Raw genomic sequence first — 17,773 nt, forward strand, 5'->3', positions numbered from 1 at the left:
GTTCCCCGAAGGCACCGCCAACCAGGCCGCGAATACCGTTGGCGGCGGGGCTTGGTCAGCCGCTTTCCCGGTAGTTCATGAACCAGTGCGTATCGAAATAGCCGGCCATCGTGTACGGGTGGCGCGGGTCGACGAGGATGCGGCAGACGAACTCCGCGGCTTGGCAGTCGAAGAGGAGGTCCTCGCCGTCGAAGGACCGGACCGCAACAGGCCAACGGTCGGGGTCGTCCCCGTCGGCCCTCCAGCAGTACAGGTCCTCGTGCTCAGTGCCCGCCCAGATGAGCAGACCGTCCTCCCTGAGATGCGTCCACGGCTCCTGGTTCAGGTCCAGGAATCCGTCGAAGGCGCCCTCGCCGAACGTCTCGACCATGCGCTTGTAGTCGCTCGGCAGCGCGGTGCCCAGGCGCGACTCCACCTCCGCCCAGACCATGTCCGGCCGCTGGGCGGGCTGTGTCCAGCCGGTGATCCCTCTGAGCCGCTCCATCCAGTCGACGTCCTCGCCCGGAGCGACCGCCAAGGGTTCCGGCACCTCCCTGCGAGCAACCACCAGCACCGGCCGCTCGACCTCTTCGGCGTCCCGCGCCGTACCTGCGCCGACCCACTGGTCCCCGTACGCCCACGCCCGAATCGTCACGGCCCGGTCTTCGAAGGGGACGAGGAGAGCCGCGCCCCTGGACCCGTCGACCGTCGGATCGGTGAAGCCGTCCAGGACGAGAGTGCGTGGGGCGCCGTACCTGCTGTCGAGCAGGTCGGTCAGGTCCTGCCGGTCCAGGTCGCTGGGCAGATACATGTAGCCGTCCGCCGGGCCGAGTTGGGCCAGCAGGTCGTTGATGGTCCCCTGCGTGAGCTTCATGGCGAACAGTGAAGCGCACCGCACTGACAATGGACGTGCCGCCAGACGTATCTGACGTCGATTCGCGATGCGGGTCCAAGACCACTGTCAACCGCCCCCCGCCGCCCTCGCACCGACCACGCAGCAGAGTGCCGAGCAACAGGTCTCACCACATCAACAACTGTCCCTTCTCATCCATACCCGGGTGGCGACGTCCACGTGTACGCCGACATCCAGACGCTCGTCCTCGCCATATCCGCTTCACCGGCCATGCCAAACGGTAGGTTGAGGAACCAGACACTGTCCGTGAGCCCACCGCGGCGCGATGGCGGCAACAGCCGGAAGTATCCCAACTGGCGCACGACGCAACTCCGCCCCCAGGCGGCGGAAGTAGTGCGGGAGGGTCCCGCCAGGAGCGCCCCGAGCCGACTATCGTTCCGTCTTAAACATGGCGTTGAGATCGGGGGGATCGTGTCTGATGCTTCCAGGGCCAAGCGGTGTGCCGTATGCGGTAATCCCGTGGCCAAGAAGAAGCTCGTCATCATCAAGGGCGGGCGGGCGGCACACCGCTCCTGCCGCCCGCTCACTGGCGGCGAGCCCCCCGCTTCCGCTGCTCCACCTGGCCGAGCCCGGAAGCGGAAGCAGATGAGCCGCACCGAACTACTCAGGCGGATTCAGGAACTGCGGGAGCGCGATGCGAAGAAGAAGCCCCAGGCCGCGAAGGGTCAGCCCATATCCCGCCCCAAGGCCAAGGCTTCGACCAAACGTGCCACCAGCCCCACCATCGCGCCCCAGCCGTACTACGGGGTAGAGATGAAGTCCGTTGACGGCCGATGGGTGCAGATGCATCCCGAGTCCGAGTAACACCCCAGTCGAGGACCCGGGTCCTGTCCGCGTTTCGCTCAGAGGCCGATGCCTTCGAGGGCATTCTCCTCCCAGCCATCGCCGTCCTCGAAGTGACCCTCCATCACCCTGGAGTTCTCCACCCAGCCTCCCCGCTTCACGATGGGTCTTGCGGATGGCCTCGGACGCCTTCACCGATGTGGCAACACCGCGTTGCGGGGAGTGCTCTGTGGACCGGGGTTATAGCGGCGCGCTCCACAGCACCTGGTCTCGCGATCGCGGCCCCGAGCCGGTCGCGGACCAGGCGCCGGAACGCGTCCTTGTGGTCCATCAGCCATGCCAGATAGAAGAGACCCTGGTGAATGACGCCCGCGGTCAATGGCCCGCTTGTACTCGACGATCACGGGTGCGCCGTTCTCGTCGATGCCCAGCGAGTCGATCCGTCCGCCGTGCACGGGACCGGCGCTGTACTCGCTCGCGAGGAACCGCACCCCGAGCATGGTCTCCATGTGCGTCTCGATGAGGTCCTGCACATCCGCCTCGGCCTCAGCAAGACGCGGCGCGACCTCCGTCACGCCGCCTATCGTGTGGAACAAGGTTAACGGCTGGAGCCTCCTCTTCCCCGACCAACATCCCCACGCCGGGGCCCCAGCAGTACGCCTCCTCTCTCGAATCCACCGACGGATTCGAAAACGAACTCGTCGCCAGCGACCACAACTGACCCGCGAAACCGCCGAGGAACCGTTCGCCGCAGTGTTGCTCACCGGCTGCTGACGTGCGTACGGGTCGCCGTACCGCCGTTCCTCAAGGCGTTCCGCCGGCCCGTCGGGGCTCCCCCGGTGCCGCCGGGAACGTCGGCCTGCACGGTGGTCCCGCCCGCGTCGAGCGCCGTCCTGTAGGCGGACACGAAGACCCTTCAGCTTCCGCCCGCATGGCGGCGGCCGGCTTCGCTGTCGCAAAACCGCTCACTTTACGGCTGTCGACGGAGGAGGTCGGACCGCTCGCCCTCTTGACGACCGCTCACCTCATGGTGATTAGCTGAAAGCGCTACCTGTCGTGGCCATGATCAGGAGGAGCCTGATGTGCCCCACCCGATGGCTCGTCGGCATCGCTCCCCTCGGACTCGTTGGCACACTGGTCCTCGGGCAAGCGGTGACCACCGCCGAACCCGCCGAAGGCGTCACCGCGGTGACGGATGATCAACGGTCCACACTCGGCCGCCCCCTCGTCGGCGGCGCCGACCCGAGCGTCATCAAGGTCGGCGACCTCTATGTCTCCGCCAAGTCCGTGGACGGCGGCATCGCGGTGCGGTCGGCATCCACCCTGGAGGGCGTCGCCACCGCGCCCAAGCACCAGGTGTGGCGGGACACCGGCAACCTCGGCGAGGTCTGGGCCCCGGAGATCGTGCACCACGACGGTCACTACCGTATCTACTTCGCTGCCGGCAGCGGTGCGGCCCATCGGATGTACCACATCAGCTCGGCCAGCCCGGACACCGGCTATTCCGCTGCCACCAAGGTCGCCCTGCCCGCTGACAAGTGGGCCATCGACGGGGTGCCATTCACCTTCGGCGGCCAGCGCTGGTTCGTGTGGTCCGGCTGGTCCGGCGACACCAACGTCGAGCAAAACCTGTACATCGCCCGGATGAGCGGTCCCACCACGACCACCGGCGGCCGTTACGTCATATCGCAGCCCCGCGAGCCGTGGGAACGGGTCGTGGGCAACCCCTACATCAACGAGGCACCCCAGCCGATTGTCGACCCCAACGGGCAGTTGCACATCACGTACTCCGCGAACGGCAGCTGGAGCAGCCAGTACTGCATCGCCGACCTGCGGCTGCGGGCCGGCGGCGATCCGACGTACGTCTGGGACTGGTACAAGAGCAACGGCTGCCTGTTCGGCTCGCACGCCCCGACCATGATGCCGGGCTGGGACCCCACGCTGAACGTCGACGGTCCCGGCCACCAGACATTCGTCCTGCCGCGCGGCGACGTCGCCGCCGGCCCGCCGTCCGGCAACCGGTTCCCGACCATGTTCCATGCGGTCGCCAAGGGCACACCGTATTCGTGGTCCAACCGCTACTGGTACACCGGCACGGCCGTCTGGTGGGGCAACACCACGTACCGCCGGGCCAACGTCCCTGGTCCCGCCACCAACGTCGGGTACAGCCTCAAGTTCTTCGAATGAGAACCGTCCCCGGGCTTGTTGCGACCGCCTCCGCGAACCGTCGGTGCGCTGCCACCAGCCACGCCTCTTGCGGTCCGATGCCCCTCGCGAGTAGGAGTCCACTCATGTTCGACCTGCCTGCACTTTCCCGACGTCGCTTCCTCGGAGCAACAAGCGCGATCGGACTCACCGGTGTATTCGGGGCCGGGACGACGGGCACCGCCCTGGCAGCGGACGGCAACAGCGTCGTCCCCATCAACTGGCCGAACCTGGGCTCCTACTCAGGGGCAGACGCCGCCGGAACCCGAGTGACAGCCGTCCTTGCCGGGAGTGCCCGTTACCTGATCGGACCCTGGTACGCCGCCAACTACACCCACTACCTTCCCGACGGCTACATCGACCTCAAGGGAACCGACGAGCGGGCTGTCCGGCTGCCCGCCATGGCGGCGGTCGCCGCCACCACGGCCTTGGTCACGGACACGTACGACCCCCGGACGCTTTCGGCCGCGAACGCCGCTGTCCGAACCCACAATCTGATCCGAACCCTCGCCGCCCGGCACCGGGCCAACAACACGAACACCGGAAACCGTTGGGGCGGCGGATGGCAGACCGCGCTGTGGGCGTACTACACGGCCCTGGCAGGCTGGCTTTTCTGGGACCAACTGGACGCCACCACGCGCGATCATCTCGTCGCCATGCTGGTATGGGAAGCGGACCGGCTCACCACCGGCAACAGCGTCCACCTCATCGGAACCAGCGGTGATCAGCTGTACATGACCCGCCGCAACGGCACCGTCGTCACCCCCGGGGACAGCAAGGCGGAAGAGGACAACTGGAGCGCCGCCGCACTCTCCCTGGCCGCCTCGATGATGCCGAGCCACCCCAACACCGCCCGCTGGACACGTCGCAACATCGAGCTCCTGCTGGCCGCGGCAGCCAGACCGGCTGACCTCACCAGCAGCGCGAGCATCAACGGTATCCGGTTGTCTTCCTGGCTACAGGGGACGAACATCGCCGACGACGGAACACTGGAGAACCACGCACGGCTGCACCCGCTGTACATGGTCGCCTTCGACCAGAGCCTCTACCAGGGTTTCGTCTTCGGCCTGGCGAACCGGGCCGCGCCGCGGGCCGCGCTGCACAACATCAATCGGACGTACGCCGCCCTGGTGGACAAACCTTTCCCGCTGCCTGGCGGAGGCACCAGCCCGATCTACCGCGTGAACTCGGCGGAGATCTACTACCCCGAGGGCAACGACTGGGGTACGCACTTCCCCTTCTACTTCGGCAACTTCGACCTTCTGGTCTCACTCACCCGGCAGGACCAAGGCATCTCCCCGTCCGCCGCCGAGTGGGAGCGGCTGCACAACAACGCACAGCTCTCCCTCATGTCCCGCTTCACCGATGGCCGAACCTACGGCGCCGCCGAGGAAAACACCTACTACGGGCGGGAGCACCGCATCGGCGCCATGGCGGGGCAGACGTATCTCACGCTGTTCCTGGCCCGCAATTCAACCGGCAACCGACTGCGATGGACGTGAGACCGAACCGGCCCCGCTGCCGCCGAGGGGGCGCGGACCGCCCCAGGACCGCATATGGCGCCCGCCCGGTCGCTCCAGTGCTCGTCGCCCCAGTGCTCGTCGCTCCAGAAGCACACGTGCACCGGCGATTCCTGCTCCCCGCGCGCGGGGATGGTCCTGCATGAGGTGTGACCGTATCGATCACGAAGCGCGGTCTCTTCCAGCACAGAGGCCGCTACTTCCAGAGCCGCGTACAGTTCCGCCGAGTTCATCAGCTCCACCTGCGGCTCGTCCTCGTCGGCGTGGACGTTGTGCGGCCACCGGCACGCGACGGTCTCGATGTGGACTCCGGGGTGCTCCTCACAGCGGACCCGGTTGTTCGGGGCGGCCTCGGGGAGCGGGACCGGGATGACCACGGTCCGTACGGAGCCGAGTTCGGCTTCGTCGTGCGCGTGCTGCTCCAGGACTACGGAGAGCGCTGTGTCGCGGATGTTGAGGGTCTGGGTCTCGCCGTCGTGGTGGGTGACGAGGGCGGTGCCCTCGTAGCTGATCCATCCGGAAGCGTCCCTGGTCGTCCCGACTGTGACAGAGGTGACGGCCTTGCCCGGTGGATTCACGGTGCTGGAGGGCTTCCACGGCCGCAGATGTGAGCTCGCTGATTTCCATGCTCAGTTCCCCTGGAACTTGCTTTGCGCTCCTGGTGGCGACGGCGGAGCGGCAGCCGCTGCTGTGTCGTGCGGTCGCAGGGGGAACCGATGTCGATGCCTCCAAGGGGTTGCCTGCCGTTCCGGACCAGACCGCGGCCACGGCCACGGCCCTCACCGCGTTTTCCGACGGCAGCCGGCCGATCCGGGTCCGTACCTACGGAGAAGACGCCTCCCGAGTGAGGACCGGAACCGCACCTCACCCCGAGCCATGGCCGCCCTCAGGAACCGGGCCATCGGCCCCCGGCTCACCGGCCGCACAAGCATCGCCGACGGCCTCCGCCACCACGCACGCAACCCACCAGACCCTTGACCACCTTGGACATAAGGTCATCAAACCGGACAGCCCGCCAGAACGGCACAGCCCTGGCGGCGTACCCCCACCGGTGGGGCCCAGGACCCAACCCCGACCAACCACCCTCATGCCAAAGGTCAGTTATGGGACAGCCTTCAGCCCCGGGCGAAGACGGCAGCCGAAGGCGGTCGCGGGGGGGATCGTCTCTCTTCGATCAGGGCATCGCCGGCCGGCGGGCTTTGAGGAGGACAGGGAGTAGTACTGCGGTACTAATGGGCTCCACCGGATTCGGTTCCGCAGTACGGGATGGTCGCCCGGTACCGCTCCTAGGTTTGAGATCGCGGGTCAGTCAGGCCCAGCTCACCCAATGATCTCTTCTCCTGGTGGGAGTAATCCGTGGCCACCTTCCTCTATCGGCTCGGCCGGCTGTCGTTCCGGCGACGACGCATCGTCGTGATGCTGTGGGTCGCCGTCCTGGCCGCCATCGGCATCGGCGCCATGAGTGCGCCCGGCACATCCTCCGGGGCCCTGAGCGTTCCGGGCACGCAATCGCAGCGGGCGATCGACCTGCTGCGGAAGGAGTTCCCACAGGCGTCCGCCGACGGCGCCACGGCGCGTGTGGTGTTCGAGGCGCCCGGCGGGCAGAAGCTCACCTCCGGCGTCAACAAGGTCGAGGTCGAGTCCCTGGTGGCGAAGCTGGCGAAGTCGCCACAGGTCTCGGGCGTCTCCGACCCCTTCACCAGTGGCCTGGTCAGCAAGTCCGGCACCATCGCTTACGCCCAGGTGTCCTACAAGGTCGCCCAGGCCGACGTCAGCGGCGCGGCCCACGCCGTCCAGACCGACGTCGTCGCGCAGGGCGAGAAGGCCGGCCTGAAGGTGAGCCTGGGCGGCAATGCCGTCGAGGGCAAGTCTGCGAGCAAGGCGGCGGAGCTGATCGGGGTCGGGGTCGCCGCCGTCGTCCTGGTGATCACCTTCGGTTCGCTGATCGCGGCCGGACTGCCCCTGCTCACCGCGATCCTCGGGGTGGCCGCGGCCGTCCTGTCGGTCACGCTCGCCACGCACTTCTTCGACCTGGCCTCGGCCTCCACGACCCTGGCGCTGATGCTGGGCCTGGCCGTCGCCATCGACTACGCCCTGTTCATCGTCTCCCGCTACCGCAACGAGATCCGCGACGGCCACGATCCCGAGGAAGCGTGCGGACGGGCCCTGGGCACCGCCGGGTCGGCGGTCGTTTTCGCCGGTCTGACCGTGATCGTCGCGCTGAGCGGCCTGAGCGTCATCGGCATCGGCATGCTCACCTCCATGGGTCTGGCCTCGGCCTTCGCCGTCGCCGTCGCCGTGATCATCGCACTGACCCTGCTGCCCGCCATGCTCGGCTTCGCCGGGATGCGGATCACGAAGAGCAAGATGCTGACCCGCCGCATGAAGGCGCTGGAGCGCGGCGAGGGCGAGTCGATGGGCGTGCGCTGGGCGAGGTTCGTCACCCGCAACCCGGTCAAGGTACTCGCGGTCTCGATGGCCAGCCTGGCCCTGCTGGCCATCCCCGCGATGTCCCTGCGGATGGCCCTGAACGACGACTCCGGAAAGCCCCCCGGCAGCACCCAGCGCATCGCCTACGACACCCTCAGCGAGGGGTTCGGGCCGGGCTTCAACGGCCCGCTCACCGTGGTCGTCGACGCCCGGGGCAGCGACAGTCCCAAGGCCGCTGCCCAGGACGCGTACGCCATGCTGGGCAAGCTGGATGACGCCGCCACCGTTCGCCCCCCTTCCTTCAACGAGGCGGGCGATGTGGCCCTGCTCGGTGTCGTCCCCAAGAGCGCCCCCACCAGTGAAGCCACCAAGGTCCTCGTGGGCGAGATCCGCGACCACAGCGCCGCCCTGCACCAGGACACCGGCGCCGACCTGATGGTCACCGGCCTGACCGCCGTCAACATCGACGTCAGCACCAAGCTCTCCCAGGCCCTTGTGCCCTACCTGGCCATCGTCGTGGGCCTGGCCCTGGTCCTGCTCCTGCTGGTCTTCCGGTCGATCGTGATCCCGCTCAAGGCCGCCCTCGGCTTCCTGCTCAGCGTGGCCTCCACCCTCGGAGTCGTGGTCGCTGTCTTCCAGTGGGGCTGGCTGAAGGACCTCTTCGGCGTCGACCAGACCGGCCCCATCGTGAGCCTGCTGCCCATCGTGCTGATCGGCGTCGTGTTCGGACTCGCCATGGACTACGAGGTCTTCCTCGTCTCCCGCATGAGGGAGGAGTACGTCCACGGCGCCGACCCCACGCAGGCCATCGTGGAGGGCTTCCGGCACAGCGGCCGGGTGGTCACCGCGGCCGCGGTCATCATGGTCTCCGTCTTCTCCGGATTCCTCCTCGACAACGAGGTGCTGATCAAGTCCATCGGCCTGGGGCTCGCCGCCGCCGTGTTCATCGACGCCTTCGTCGTCCGGATGACGATCGTCCCCGCGGTGATGGCCCTGCTCGGCCACCGCTCCTGGGCCTTGCCGAAGTGGCTGGACCGAATCCTGCCCGACGTGGATGTCGAGGGCGAGAAACTGCGCCACGCGCTCGAAGCCGAGCAGACGGTCTCCGCGCCTGAACCCGTACTCGCCGGTGTCGCCGCTGGGGTCCACGCGGGCTCGGACGGCCACGGCACCCCCCGCGCCTTCACCGACGTCCACGCTTCTGGCGACACGGACACGCCGGCACCTGCCCAGCGGGCCCCCGGGAAGGCACGAGGACTGTCCAGGTTCAAGCAGCGCCTCGCACGGGGCGGCGACGCCACCGCTCCTGCCGACTCGACGGAGCCGGAGGCACCGGCACGCAGGAAGCTGCTGAAGAACCCGATCCGCAGGCGTTGACGCACGGAGCCGCAGCACCGGCTTCCGCACGGCTCCTGACATGGCGGCCGACTCTCACCGGCCGTCTCTCCTGCCCCGCCCGCCGGCCCGGTCCCCCCGGGCCGGCGGGCGGTCTCGACACCGCGAAGGGCCTATCCGTGACCGCACCGAACGCGCCCGCTCCCGGCCCACGCCCCGACGAGCGCCAGTTCCTTCAGGCCCTGACGAACGATCCCGAGCAGCGCGTGATCGTCTCGGTCATGTCGCGGCTCGCCTCGTGGCGGCGGGCCGACCGGGCCCGTCCCTGGGTCAGGAGGTGGGGTGTCCCGGTCTTGTGCTTCGCGGGCGGCAGCGACGCCTACCTCAACCCTTACAACGTCAGCGACCCCCAGCTGCCGATCATCCTCGCCTTCTGCCTCCCGCTGCTGTGGCGGGAACGACGCCCCATGCTGGTCTTCGCCCTCACCACGGCCGTTTCCATCGTGTCTCTCCCCCTGGGTGTGCTGACCGGCGCCGAATTCGCCCGGATGGTCGCCCTGTTCAATGTCGGCCGTCACTGCCCCCCGCGCCTGCTGGCCGCCGCCACCGGCGTCACCCTCGTCCAACTCGTCGCATGGGCCTACTTCTTCTGGCGCGGACACCAGTTGGAGTACGTCACGCGTCCGGAGCCCGTGACGTTGCTGGCGATGACCGCCGTGGTGGCGTTCGCGGCACTCGGCCTGCTCCTGCGGCTGGCCTACGCCTACATCGACGCCCTGAAGAAGCAACGCGACCAGCAGGCCCGTCTCGCCACGGCGCAGGAACGCGCCCGTGTCTCCCGCGAGATGCATGACATCCTCGGCCACACCCTCGCCGTCATGGTCGGCCTCGCCGACGGCGCCGCCGGGCTCGCCGAGACCAAGCCCGAACGCGGCGCCCAGACACTCCGCATCATCAGCGCCAGCGGCCGCGACGCCCTGGCCGAACTGCGCCGCCTGCTCGCCGTCATCGGCAACGACAACGACCGGCCGCACGACGCCCCGCTCGCCCCGCAGCCCGGCCTCGCCGACCTCGACGCGCTGCTCGACCGGGTCCGCGCCGCCGGCCCCACCGTCGCCCTGCACGCGCACGGTGACCTCACCAGCCTGGCCCCTGGGCTCCAGTTGTCCGCCTACCGCATCATCCAGGAGGCCCTGACCAACACCGTCAAGTACGCCGCCGCCGACACCTCGGTCCACGTCTCCGTCGCCGCCGACCCCGACACCGTACGCATCACCGTGGAGGACACCGGCCCGCCCCGCACCCACGCACGCCGTGGCCGGACGGGCAGCGGGCGGGGACTGGTCGGTATGCGTGAGCGCGCCGCTCTGTACCGGGGCGAGGTCACCGCCGGCCGCAACCCTCACGGCGGGTGGACCGTCCACGCCGTCCTCATCCCCAACCCGCCCGCCAACTCCCGGAAGAAGCACCCCGCGTGACCACCGTCCTCATCGTCGACGCCCCCTGCGCCACGGCGGAAGCCGGTGCTCCCTCGATCTCAGGCGCTGACCAGGCCAGGACGACCATCGCCCCCGAGCCCTTGCCGACCGTACGATCAGGGAAGAGCGCTCGGCGCCGGTCGGCACTCTCCTTCAGTCGCCGCTCGTCTGTTTCCATTGCCCCGGGACCGGCGAGCGGCTCGCCTGCACCGCGAAGGGCCCAGACCTTGACCCCCACGCCCCCACAGGATTCCCGGCCCGGTCGACACGTTCCCGACCGGCCCGAGCTGCCCGAGGCACTGACGAGCGACGCTGAGCAGCGTGTGATTGTGTCGATCATCGCTCGGCTGTCTTCCTGGCGGTGGGCGGACCGGGCCCACCCTCGGGTACGGCAGTGGGGTGTACCGCTGTTCTGCGCCGCCCTGGGTCTGCCGTCCGTACTCAATCCCCCCGGCGATTCCGGGGTCGCCGAAGTGCTGGTCCTCACCGTCGCTCTGACCGTTCCCCTGCTGTGGCGGGAGCGCCGGCCCATGCTGGTCTTCGCACTCACCACTGCCACCGCCGCGCTGACGGCCTATGCGGGGTCCCTCCACGGGGCCGACGCCAGCGCCGACGTCGCCCGCATCGTGGCCCTGTTCAACGTGGGCCGTTTCGGCACTCCCCGCCAACTGCTCATCGCCGTCGCCGTCGCTCTGGCGCAGCTGGTCGCCTGGGCCGCCACGTTCTGGAGCGACGGGCAGTCGGGATACGCCGTACGCCCGGAACCGGTCTTGCTGCTGGGGTTGGTGACGGTGACGGCCATCGCCGGGCTCGGCCTGGCCACCCGCCTGGTCAACGTCGTCATCGCCGCCCTGCAGAAGGAGAAGGACCAGCAGGCCCGCCTCGCCGTCGCCCAGGAACGCGCCCGCGTCTCGAAGGAGATGCACGACATCCTGGGGCACACCCTCGCCGTGATCGTCGGCCTTGCCGACGGCGCCGCGGGCCTGACCGAGACAAAGCCGCAACGCGGTGCCGAGACCCTACGGATCATCGCCGACAGCGGCCGCGGCGCGCTTACCGAACTGCGCCGGCTCCTCGCCGTCGTCGGCGATGACAACGACCGGCCGCACGATGCCCCACTCGCCCCGCAGCCCGGCCTGGCCGACCTCGATCCGCTGATCGAACGCGTCCGCGCCGCTGGACCGAGTGTCACCTTGAGCACCGACGGCGACCTCACCGCGCCGACCCCCGGCCTCCAGCTCGCCGTCTACCGCATCGTCCAGGAAGCCCTCACCAACTCCCTCAAGTACGCCGCCGCCGACACCTCCATCAGCGTCCGGATAGCCGTCGGGCCCGGCACGGTCCACGTCGACGTCGAGGACACCGGCCCCCTCCGCGCACCCCGCTCCCGAAGGCGGAGCACCGGAAACGGCCGCGGCCTGATCGGCATGCGCGAACGCGCGGCCATCTACCAGGGCCAGGTCACCGCCGGACCCAACCGTGAGGGCGGCTGGAGCGTCCACGCCCGGCTCCTCACCACCCCGCCCGTCACCACGACCACAACGGAGAATCCCCGCGCATGACCACCGTGCTCATCGTCGACGACCAGGCCCTGCAACGCCTCGGCTTCAGCATGCTCCTGGAACAGCACGCCGACCTCACCCTCATCGGTGAAGCCACCCACGGCGCCGAAGCCGTCCGCATGGCCGCCGAGCTGAAGCCCGATGTCGTCCTGATGGACGTTCGCATGCCCGGCATGGACGGCATCGAGGCCACCAGACGCATCATCGAGTCCGGCGGACGCTCCCGCATCCTGGTCCTGACCACCTTCGACCTCGACGAGTACGCCTATGACGCCCTGCGCGCCGGAGCGTCCGGGTTCCTGTTGAAAGACGCCATGCCCGATGAACTCGTCGCCGGCATCCGCGCGGTGGCCGCCGGAGACGCCGTCATCTCGCCTGGTCTGACCCGCAAGCTCATCGACGCCTTCGGCAGCCGTCTGCCGGGCCACACGCCCGAACAGCAACGGCAGCTGGCCCGCCTCACCAACCGCGAACGCGAAGTACTCACCGCCATCGCGACCGGCTGGAGCAACACCGAGATCGCCGAACGCTTCTCCCTCGCCGAGTCCACCGTCAAGTCACACGTGAGCAGCATCCTCACCAAGATCGGGGTCCGGGACCGGGTCCAGGCCGTGATCTTCGCCTACGACACCGGCCTCGTCAGACCTGCCTGAACATGACCGGAAGACTCTGTACCGGGCTCGGGCGCCTGTCCCTCGGCTTCAGGCGGGCGGCGCCTTCTTCGCCACAGCAGCGCGCCCCCGATCGCCATCAGAGCGACCAGGGCGAGGGCAGGGCCGCCCAGCGTGAGGAAGCGCTGGAGAGAGGTCGCGGCGGCGTATCCGACACCCGCTTCCGCTGTGGCCCACACACAAGCGGCGACGACGCTGTACGGAGCGATGCGCCGGTAGGACAGACGGGTGGCGCCCGCGGTGTGCGGGACGAGGGTGCGCACCACCGGCAGGAAGCGGGCCGCGAAGACCGCTCGGCCGCCGTGGCGCGTCATCAGCGTCTCGGCCCTGGCCCACGCGGCATCCGGAACGCGACGGCCCAGGTGGCCGCCGCGCAGCCGGTCACCGAGATACCTGCCGGTGCGGTGGGCGAGGAAGTCACCCGCCACCACGGCGCCGGCTGCGACTGCGATGACGAGGAGAATGTCGACGTGGCCGGTACGGGCCAGCGCGCCCGCGGTCAGGAGCAGGGACAGCGTCGGGACGAAGGCGCCGACGAGAAGGACCGACTCGGCCAGGACCGCAGCGGCCACCACGGTGTACGCCGAGGCCGGCGGGAGGTGGCCGAGGATGTCGGAGAGCACGTTCACCGCCTCGTCCCGTCGAACTGCGGCGTGGGCTGGTCCGCGGGGACGAGGGGTCGTTGCAGATGCCAGACGTAGGCGGGGGGAAGATTGGCCCACACCGTCCAGCGGCCCGTGGCGTAGGTGCGCTGGTAGGCGGCCATGATCTCGTCCACGGCGGCGTGGCGGCGGGCTTCGGCCCGCGATGCCGTCAGGGCGCGGGCCTTGCGGGTGCCGAGGTAGGCGAAGTAGGTCAGCGTGCCGCCGGGGTGGAGGAGTCCCATGTAGCGGGCCATGATGCGCTCGACCTGCACGGGCGCGAAGTTGGTCAGGGGCAGCCCGGAGACGATCACGTCGTACCGCTGGTCGGTGTCGAGCTGCTCGACGTAGGTCTGATGCACGTTCACCTGCGCGGACGTGGCTGTCAGGTGCGGGTGCGTGGTGACGAGGTGGCGCAGTCGCGAGGCGAAGCGCGGGTTGGCCTCGACGATGTCCAGGCGGCTGCCCCGGGACAGCCGCGGTATCAGGGCCCGGGTGACCGGGCCGGTGCCGGCGCCGGCTTCCAGGACTGCCAGCGGGTGGGGCGCCTGAGCCCGTACGGGGTCGGTGAGCGCGCGGGCCAGAGCCTTGCCGCTGGGGGCTATGGCACCCGTGGTGCGCAGATCACGGGCCGCTTCGATCAGGAACATCCAGCCTTCGGCGTTGCGCTGCGGCAGGACACGGTCGTGGGAGGTGGTCCAGTCGTTCATGGAAATAACGCTAGAAAGCCGCGTCGGGCAGCGGATCTGTCGTTCGGTGACGGCGTCCCCCTACGAAAGTAGGGGATGGACATCGCCGATCGTCAGACGGAAGGGAGCGGGAGTTTGCCTAGGATCGCCCAGGTGAGCAGAAGCAGGGCCCCGAAGTGGGCAGCGGCCTTCGGGCGCGTAGGACTCGTGGCGTTTCTCGCACTGGCCGCTGCGGTGAACGGAGCATCGATCAGCGGCGGTCAGCTCCTGGCCCCGGTCATCGCCTCCGTGGTGGTGTGCGCGGTGGCCCTGCTCGTGCCGCGGCTGCCATGGCCTTTCGCCCCGTTTCTGGTCACCGCGGTCACAGTGTGGTGGGGATGGCTCACGGTGCCACTGCTGGGAATCGTCATGTTCGACCTGTCCGTGGCCCGCCGGATGCGGGTGGCAGTGGGCTGCGCCGTCGTGGCGCTGGGCGCCAATCTGCTCGGCTACCCGGCAACCCGGCTGTGGGCCGAACAGCGGTATGTGTCCGCGCTGGTCGTGCTGCTCTTCGCCGTCGTCGTCGGACTGTGGCTCGGTAACCGCCGGCGTCTGCTCCAGGCACTGGCCGCTGAAATGGAGCATCTGCGCATCGAGGCGCAGCTGCGCGAAGAGGCCGCACGGGTCGCGGAACGGTCCCGTATCGCCGCCGAGATGCACGACGTCCTGGCCCACCGCCTCAGCCTGATCGCCCTGCACACCGGTGTCCTGGCCACCAAGAGCGACACACTGCCCGCACCCGTCGCCGAACGACTCGGTCTGCTGCGCACGACGTCCGTCGAAGCCCTCGCCGACCTGCGCGACGTTCTCGGCGTGCTGCGCGACCCCGACGCCACGCCGACCAGCGCCGCCCTCACGCCGATGGTGAGGGAAGTAGAGGAACTGGCCGACGAGGCCCGCGCCGCCGGCCAGCACATCGAGCTGACCACCGATGGCCTTCCCGAGCAGGCTCCCACCACCCACCGTCTGGCCCTGTACCGCATCGTCCAGGAAGCACTGACCAATGCCCGCAAGCACGCCGACGGTGCTCCAGTGACCGTACGCATCGACTACGGGCCGCCGGCCACACTCGTCGAGGTCACCAACCCCTCTGGTACACCCCGCACGGACACCGTCGGCTCCGGCTACGGGCTCGTCGGCCTGCGCGAACGCGTCACCACGCTCGGCGGCCACCTGAACGCCGGGCCGGCCGGCGCGGGCGCCTGGCGGCTCGCCGCCCGCATCCCCCACCCCGCCGCCATCGAACAGAACGGCCCCCGCACATGATCCGCACCATGATCGTCGACGACGACGCACTGGTCCGCCTCGGCCTGACCGACCTCCTGGACGGCGACCCCGGCATCGAGGTCGTCGCCCAGGCCCCCGACGGCCTGAAGGCCATCGAGCAGGCCACCGCCCACCGCATCGACGTCGCCCTCGTCGACGTACGCATGCCCCGCATGGACGGCATCACCGCCACCACCCGCCTGCGGAGCCTTCCCCACCCCCCGAAGGTGATCACCCTGACCACCTTCGACCTCGACGAATACGTCTACAACGCCCTCGCCGCCGGAGCCGACGGATTCCTCCTCAAGGACACCGACCCAGCCGAAATCCTGCGCGCCGTCCACCTGGTGGCCGCCGGCTCGGCCATGCTCCACCCCACCGCGGCCCGCCGTCTCATCGACCGCTACCACGCCACCAACCAGCCCGAAGCAACCGCGGCCAAGGCCCGGCTGGACCGGCTCACCCCCCGCGAACGCGACGTGCTCACCCTGCTCGCCCAAGGCGACACCAACGCCGACATCGCCACCCGCCTCGCCATGCGCGAGAGCACCGTCAAGGCCCACGTCAGCCGCGTCCTGACCGCGCTGGAAGTCACCAACCGCGTCCAGGCCGCCCTCCTGGCCCGCGACGCGGGACTCGCCGCCTGACGAGCGGTAGACGGGAAACAGGGAAGGCGAGGTTCGACAGCCTCGATGCGGTGCCCTACTCTGCCCCCGCGGCCTTCGCGGCGGCCGACTCCGCCGGGGCAGGGACCTCCGTCGGAGCTCTGCGAGGGATGAGGCTCGCGAAGGTGAAGGTGAGGACACCGGCGCCGGCGCCCAGGGCCAGGACGGCCCGCAGGCCGTTCTCCGTCGGGATGTGCACGCCGTGGAAGTCGGTGGTCATGTGGGCCAGGATCAGACCGGCGACGGCGCTGGAGACGGTCGTGCCGATGGAGCGCATGAGCGCGTTGAGGCCGTTGGCGGCGGCGGTCTCGGACACCGGCACGGCTTCCATGATCAGCGCGGGCAGCGCGCCGTAGGCGAAGCCCACTCCGGTCGCCACGATGCAGGAGGCCACGATGACCTGCCAGACCCCGGACATCATCACCATGGTGATGAGGTAGCCCACTGCCACGATCGCGGACCCGATCATGAGGGTCACCTTCGGCCCCTTGCTCTTGGTGATGCGCGCTCCGTACGGAGAGACCGCCATCATCACCAGGCCCTGCGGAGCCATGACCAGGCCGGTGACGATCAGGGACTTGCCCAGACCGTAGCCGGTGGCCTCAGGCATCTGGAGCAGTTGCGGCAGCGCCATGTTCATCGAGAACAGGACGAGGCCCAGCGCCAGCGCGGCGAGGTTGGTGAGCAGTATCTGCGGTCGTGCGGTGGTGCGCAGGTCCACCAGGGGCTGCGGCGTGCGCAGTTGGAACCAGCCCCACAGCGGCAGCACGATCACGGCCACGGCGAACAGGGAGAGGACCGTGCCGCTTCCCCATCCCCAGTCCTGGCCCTTGGAGACCGCGAGCAGCAGGCAGACCAGGCCCAGCGCCATGCCGGCCGCCCCCGTCAGATCGAAGCGCCCACCCGTACGCGTCCTCGACTCGGGCACCAGCAGGACGACGAGTCCGGCGGAGACGGCGCTGAGGACCGCGGAGACCCAAAACAGTACGTGCCAGTCGAAGTTGTCGACTATGACCGCGGAGACGGGCAAGCCCAGGGCGGCGCCGACGCCGAGGGAGCCGACCATCGCCGACATCGCCGCGGGCAGTCTCTCGGCGGGCAGTACCTCACGCATGATGCTCACGCCCAGCGGCACCACGCCTGCCGCCAGGCCCTGCAACGCCCGGCCGACGATCATCGGAGCGAGGGAGTCGCTCAGCGCGCAGATCACCGAGCCCACCAGCATTAGGCAGATGCCGAGCAGGAGCATGCGCCGCTTGCCGTACATGTCGCCGAGCCGGCCCGCCACGGGGGTGGCGACAGCGCCGCACAGCAGCGTGGCCGTGACGGCCCAGGCGGTGTCCGAAGCCTTGGCGTCCAGCAGTTGGGGCAGGAGGGGAACGATCGGGATCACCAGGGTCTGCGTCAACGCGCCAATGATTCCGGTGAGGGTGAGGGCCGCCACCATGGCGTCCAGCCGCGGTGGCGGGGAATCCTGTGTCCGGGCGGCCTGCGGGTGTGTTCTGGACATGGGTGGGCCTCCGTGTGTCTGGTGCGGGGCGGAGAGCGGCCGCGACGGGCTACACGACCACGTACTGGCGCTCGGTCAAGTCGCCCT

15 protein-coding genes and 1 pseudogene are annotated in these 17,773 nt (G+C 69.4%); 9 read left to right on the plus strand and 7 right to left on the minus strand.

What is annotated here, in order from left to right:
• Positions 1-55: 55 nt before the first annotated feature.
• Positions 56-853: an SMI1/KNR4 family protein gene (locus IF11_RS0132335; protein ID WP_030355355.1), complete on the minus strand. Its 798-nt coding sequence runs from the start codon at positions 851-853 to the stop codon at positions 56-58.
• 498 nt (positions 854-1,351) lie between these two features.
• Here IF11_RS0132335 and IF11_RS41095 point away from each other — a divergent pair, with 498 nt between their 5' ends.
• Positions 1,352-1,696: a hypothetical protein gene (locus IF11_RS41095; protein ID WP_133243214.1), complete on the plus strand. Its 345-nt coding sequence runs from the start codon at positions 1,352-1,354 to the stop codon at positions 1,694-1,696.
• A 225-nt stretch (positions 1,697-1,921) separates the two neighbouring features.
• On the opposite strand, the pseudogene IF11_RS42495 reads toward IF11_RS41095, so the two are convergent.
• Positions 1,922-2,250 (minus strand): annotated as a pseudogene (locus IF11_RS42495) (transporter); the annotation flags it as partial.
• Positions 2,251-2,435: 185 nt separating this feature from the next.
• Positions 2,436-2,582 carry a hypothetical protein gene (locus IF11_RS41100; protein WP_157848469.1) on the minus strand — a complete coding sequence of 49 codons (147 nt, stop codon included), beginning with the start codon at positions 2,580-2,582 and terminating at the stop codon, positions 2,436-2,438.
• Positions 2,583-2,755: 173 nt separating this feature from the next.
• On the opposite strand from IF11_RS41100, the gene IF11_RS0132365 reads away from it, so the two are divergent.
• The gene (locus tag IF11_RS0132365) at positions 2,756-3,862 is read left to right on the plus strand and encodes a glycoside hydrolase family 43 protein (protein ID WP_030355358.1); all 1,107 of its coding nucleotides are present in this window, start codon (positions 2,756-2,758) and stop codon (positions 3,860-3,862) included.
• Positions 3,863-4,149: 287 nt separating this feature from the next.
• Positions 4,150-5,382 carry a hypothetical protein gene (locus IF11_RS0132370; RefSeq protein WP_240627591.1) on the plus strand — a complete coding sequence of 411 codons (1,233 nt, stop codon included), beginning with the start codon at positions 4,150-4,152 and terminating at the stop codon, positions 5,380-5,382.
• Here IF11_RS0132370 and IF11_RS41105 read toward each other — a convergent pair.
• On the minus strand, positions 5,283-5,978 hold the full coding sequence (locus IF11_RS41105; protein WP_133243215.1) for a hypothetical protein: 696 nt from the start codon (positions 5,976-5,978) through the stop codon (positions 5,283-5,285). The two genes, IF11_RS0132370 and IF11_RS41105, sit on opposite strands and share 100 nt — an antisense overlap.
• 778 nt (positions 5,979-6,756) lie before the next feature.
• Here IF11_RS41105 and IF11_RS0132385 point away from each other — a divergent pair.
• The 4 genes from IF11_RS0132385 to IF11_RS0132400 all read left to right on the plus strand — a co-directional run bounded on the left by IF11_RS0132385 (position 6,757) and on the right by IF11_RS0132400 (position 12,858).
• A complete protein-coding gene (locus tag IF11_RS0132385) occupies positions 6,757-9,207 on the plus strand; it encodes an MMPL family transporter (RefSeq protein WP_030355361.1) in 2,451 nt (816 codons plus the stop codon).
• 137 nt (positions 9,208-9,344) lie between these two features.
• Complete coding sequence (locus IF11_RS0132390; protein ID WP_030355362.1) at positions 9,345-10,643, plus strand: sensor histidine kinase; 1,299 nt, start codon at positions 9,345-9,347, stop codon at positions 10,641-10,643.
• Between the two features lie 329 nt (positions 10,644-10,972).
• Complete coding sequence (locus IF11_RS0132395; protein ID WP_240627592.1) at positions 10,973-12,205, plus strand: sensor histidine kinase; 1,233 nt, start codon at positions 10,973-10,975, stop codon at positions 12,203-12,205.
• Positions 12,202-12,858, plus strand: a complete 657-nt coding sequence (locus IF11_RS0132400; RefSeq protein WP_030355364.1) for a response regulator — start codon at positions 12,202-12,204, stop codon at positions 12,856-12,858. Before IF11_RS0132395 ends, IF11_RS0132400 begins: the two co-directional genes overlap by 4 nt.
• Here IF11_RS0132400 and IF11_RS0132405 read toward each other — a convergent pair.
• Complete coding sequence (locus IF11_RS0132405) at positions 12,828-13,505, minus strand: DedA family protein (protein ID WP_030355365.1); 678 nt, start codon at positions 13,503-13,505, stop codon at positions 12,828-12,830. The two genes, IF11_RS0132400 and IF11_RS0132405, sit on opposite strands and share 31 nt — an antisense overlap.
• Positions 13,502-14,227, minus strand: a complete 726-nt coding sequence (locus IF11_RS0132410; RefSeq protein ID WP_030355366.1) for a class I SAM-dependent methyltransferase — start codon at positions 14,225-14,227, stop codon at positions 13,502-13,504. Before IF11_RS0132410 ends, IF11_RS0132405 begins: the two co-directional genes overlap by 4 nt.
• Positions 14,228-14,359: 132 nt before the next feature.
• Here IF11_RS0132410 and IF11_RS0132415 point away from each other — a divergent pair, with 132 nt between their 5' ends.
• Together IF11_RS0132415 and IF11_RS0132420 are read left to right on the plus strand one after the other, a co-directional pair.
• Positions 14,360-15,511 (plus strand): sensor histidine kinase, encoded by a 1,152-nt coding sequence (locus IF11_RS0132415; protein ID WP_030355367.1) that lies wholly within the window; start codon positions 14,360-14,362, stop codon positions 15,509-15,511.
• On the plus strand, positions 15,508-16,158 hold the full coding sequence (locus IF11_RS0132420; protein WP_030355368.1) for a response regulator: 651 nt from the start codon (positions 15,508-15,510) through the stop codon (positions 16,156-16,158). Before IF11_RS0132415 ends, IF11_RS0132420 begins: the two co-directional genes overlap by 4 nt.
• 55 nt (positions 16,159-16,213) lie before the next feature.
• Here IF11_RS0132420 and IF11_RS0132425 read toward each other — a convergent pair whose 3' ends face one another.
• The gene (locus IF11_RS0132425) at positions 16,214-17,686 is read right to left on the minus strand and encodes an MFS transporter (RefSeq protein ID WP_037729151.1); all 1,473 of its coding nucleotides are present in this window, start codon (positions 17,684-17,686) and stop codon (positions 16,214-16,216) included.
• Between the last annotated feature and the right edge of the window lie 87 nt (positions 17,687-17,773).

The sequence above is a fragment of the Streptomyces scopuliridis RB72 genome, assembly GCF_000718095.1.
Classification (GTDB): Bacteria; Actinomycetota; Actinomycetes; order Streptomycetales; family Streptomycetaceae; genus Streptomyces; species Streptomyces scopuliridis.

Excerpts from the sequence above, each read along its gene's own strand:
- IF11_RS0132335 (WP_030355355.1), bottom strand. The coding sequence starts at position 853 with ATGAAGCTCACGCAGGGGACCATCAACGACCTGCTGGCCCAACTCGGC.
- IF11_RS0132365 (WP_030355358.1), top strand. The coding sequence starts at position 2,756 with ATGTGCCCCACCCGATGGCTCGTCGGCATCGCTCCCCTCGGACTCGTT.
- IF11_RS0132400 (WP_030355364.1), top strand. The coding sequence starts at position 12,202 with ATGACCACCGTGCTCATCGTCGACGACCAGGCCCTGCAACGCCTCGGC.
- IF11_RS0132425 (WP_037729151.1), bottom strand. The coding sequence starts at position 17,686 with ATGTCCAGAACACACCCGCAGGCCGCCCGGACACAGGATTCCCCGCCA.
- IF11_RS0132410 (WP_030355366.1), bottom strand. The coding sequence starts at position 14,227 with ATGAACGACTGGACCACCTCCCACGACCGTGTCCTGCCGCAGCGCAAC.
- IF11_RS0132420 (WP_030355368.1), top strand. The coding sequence starts at position 15,508 with ATGATCCGCACCATGATCGTCGACGACGACGCACTGGTCCGCCTCGGC.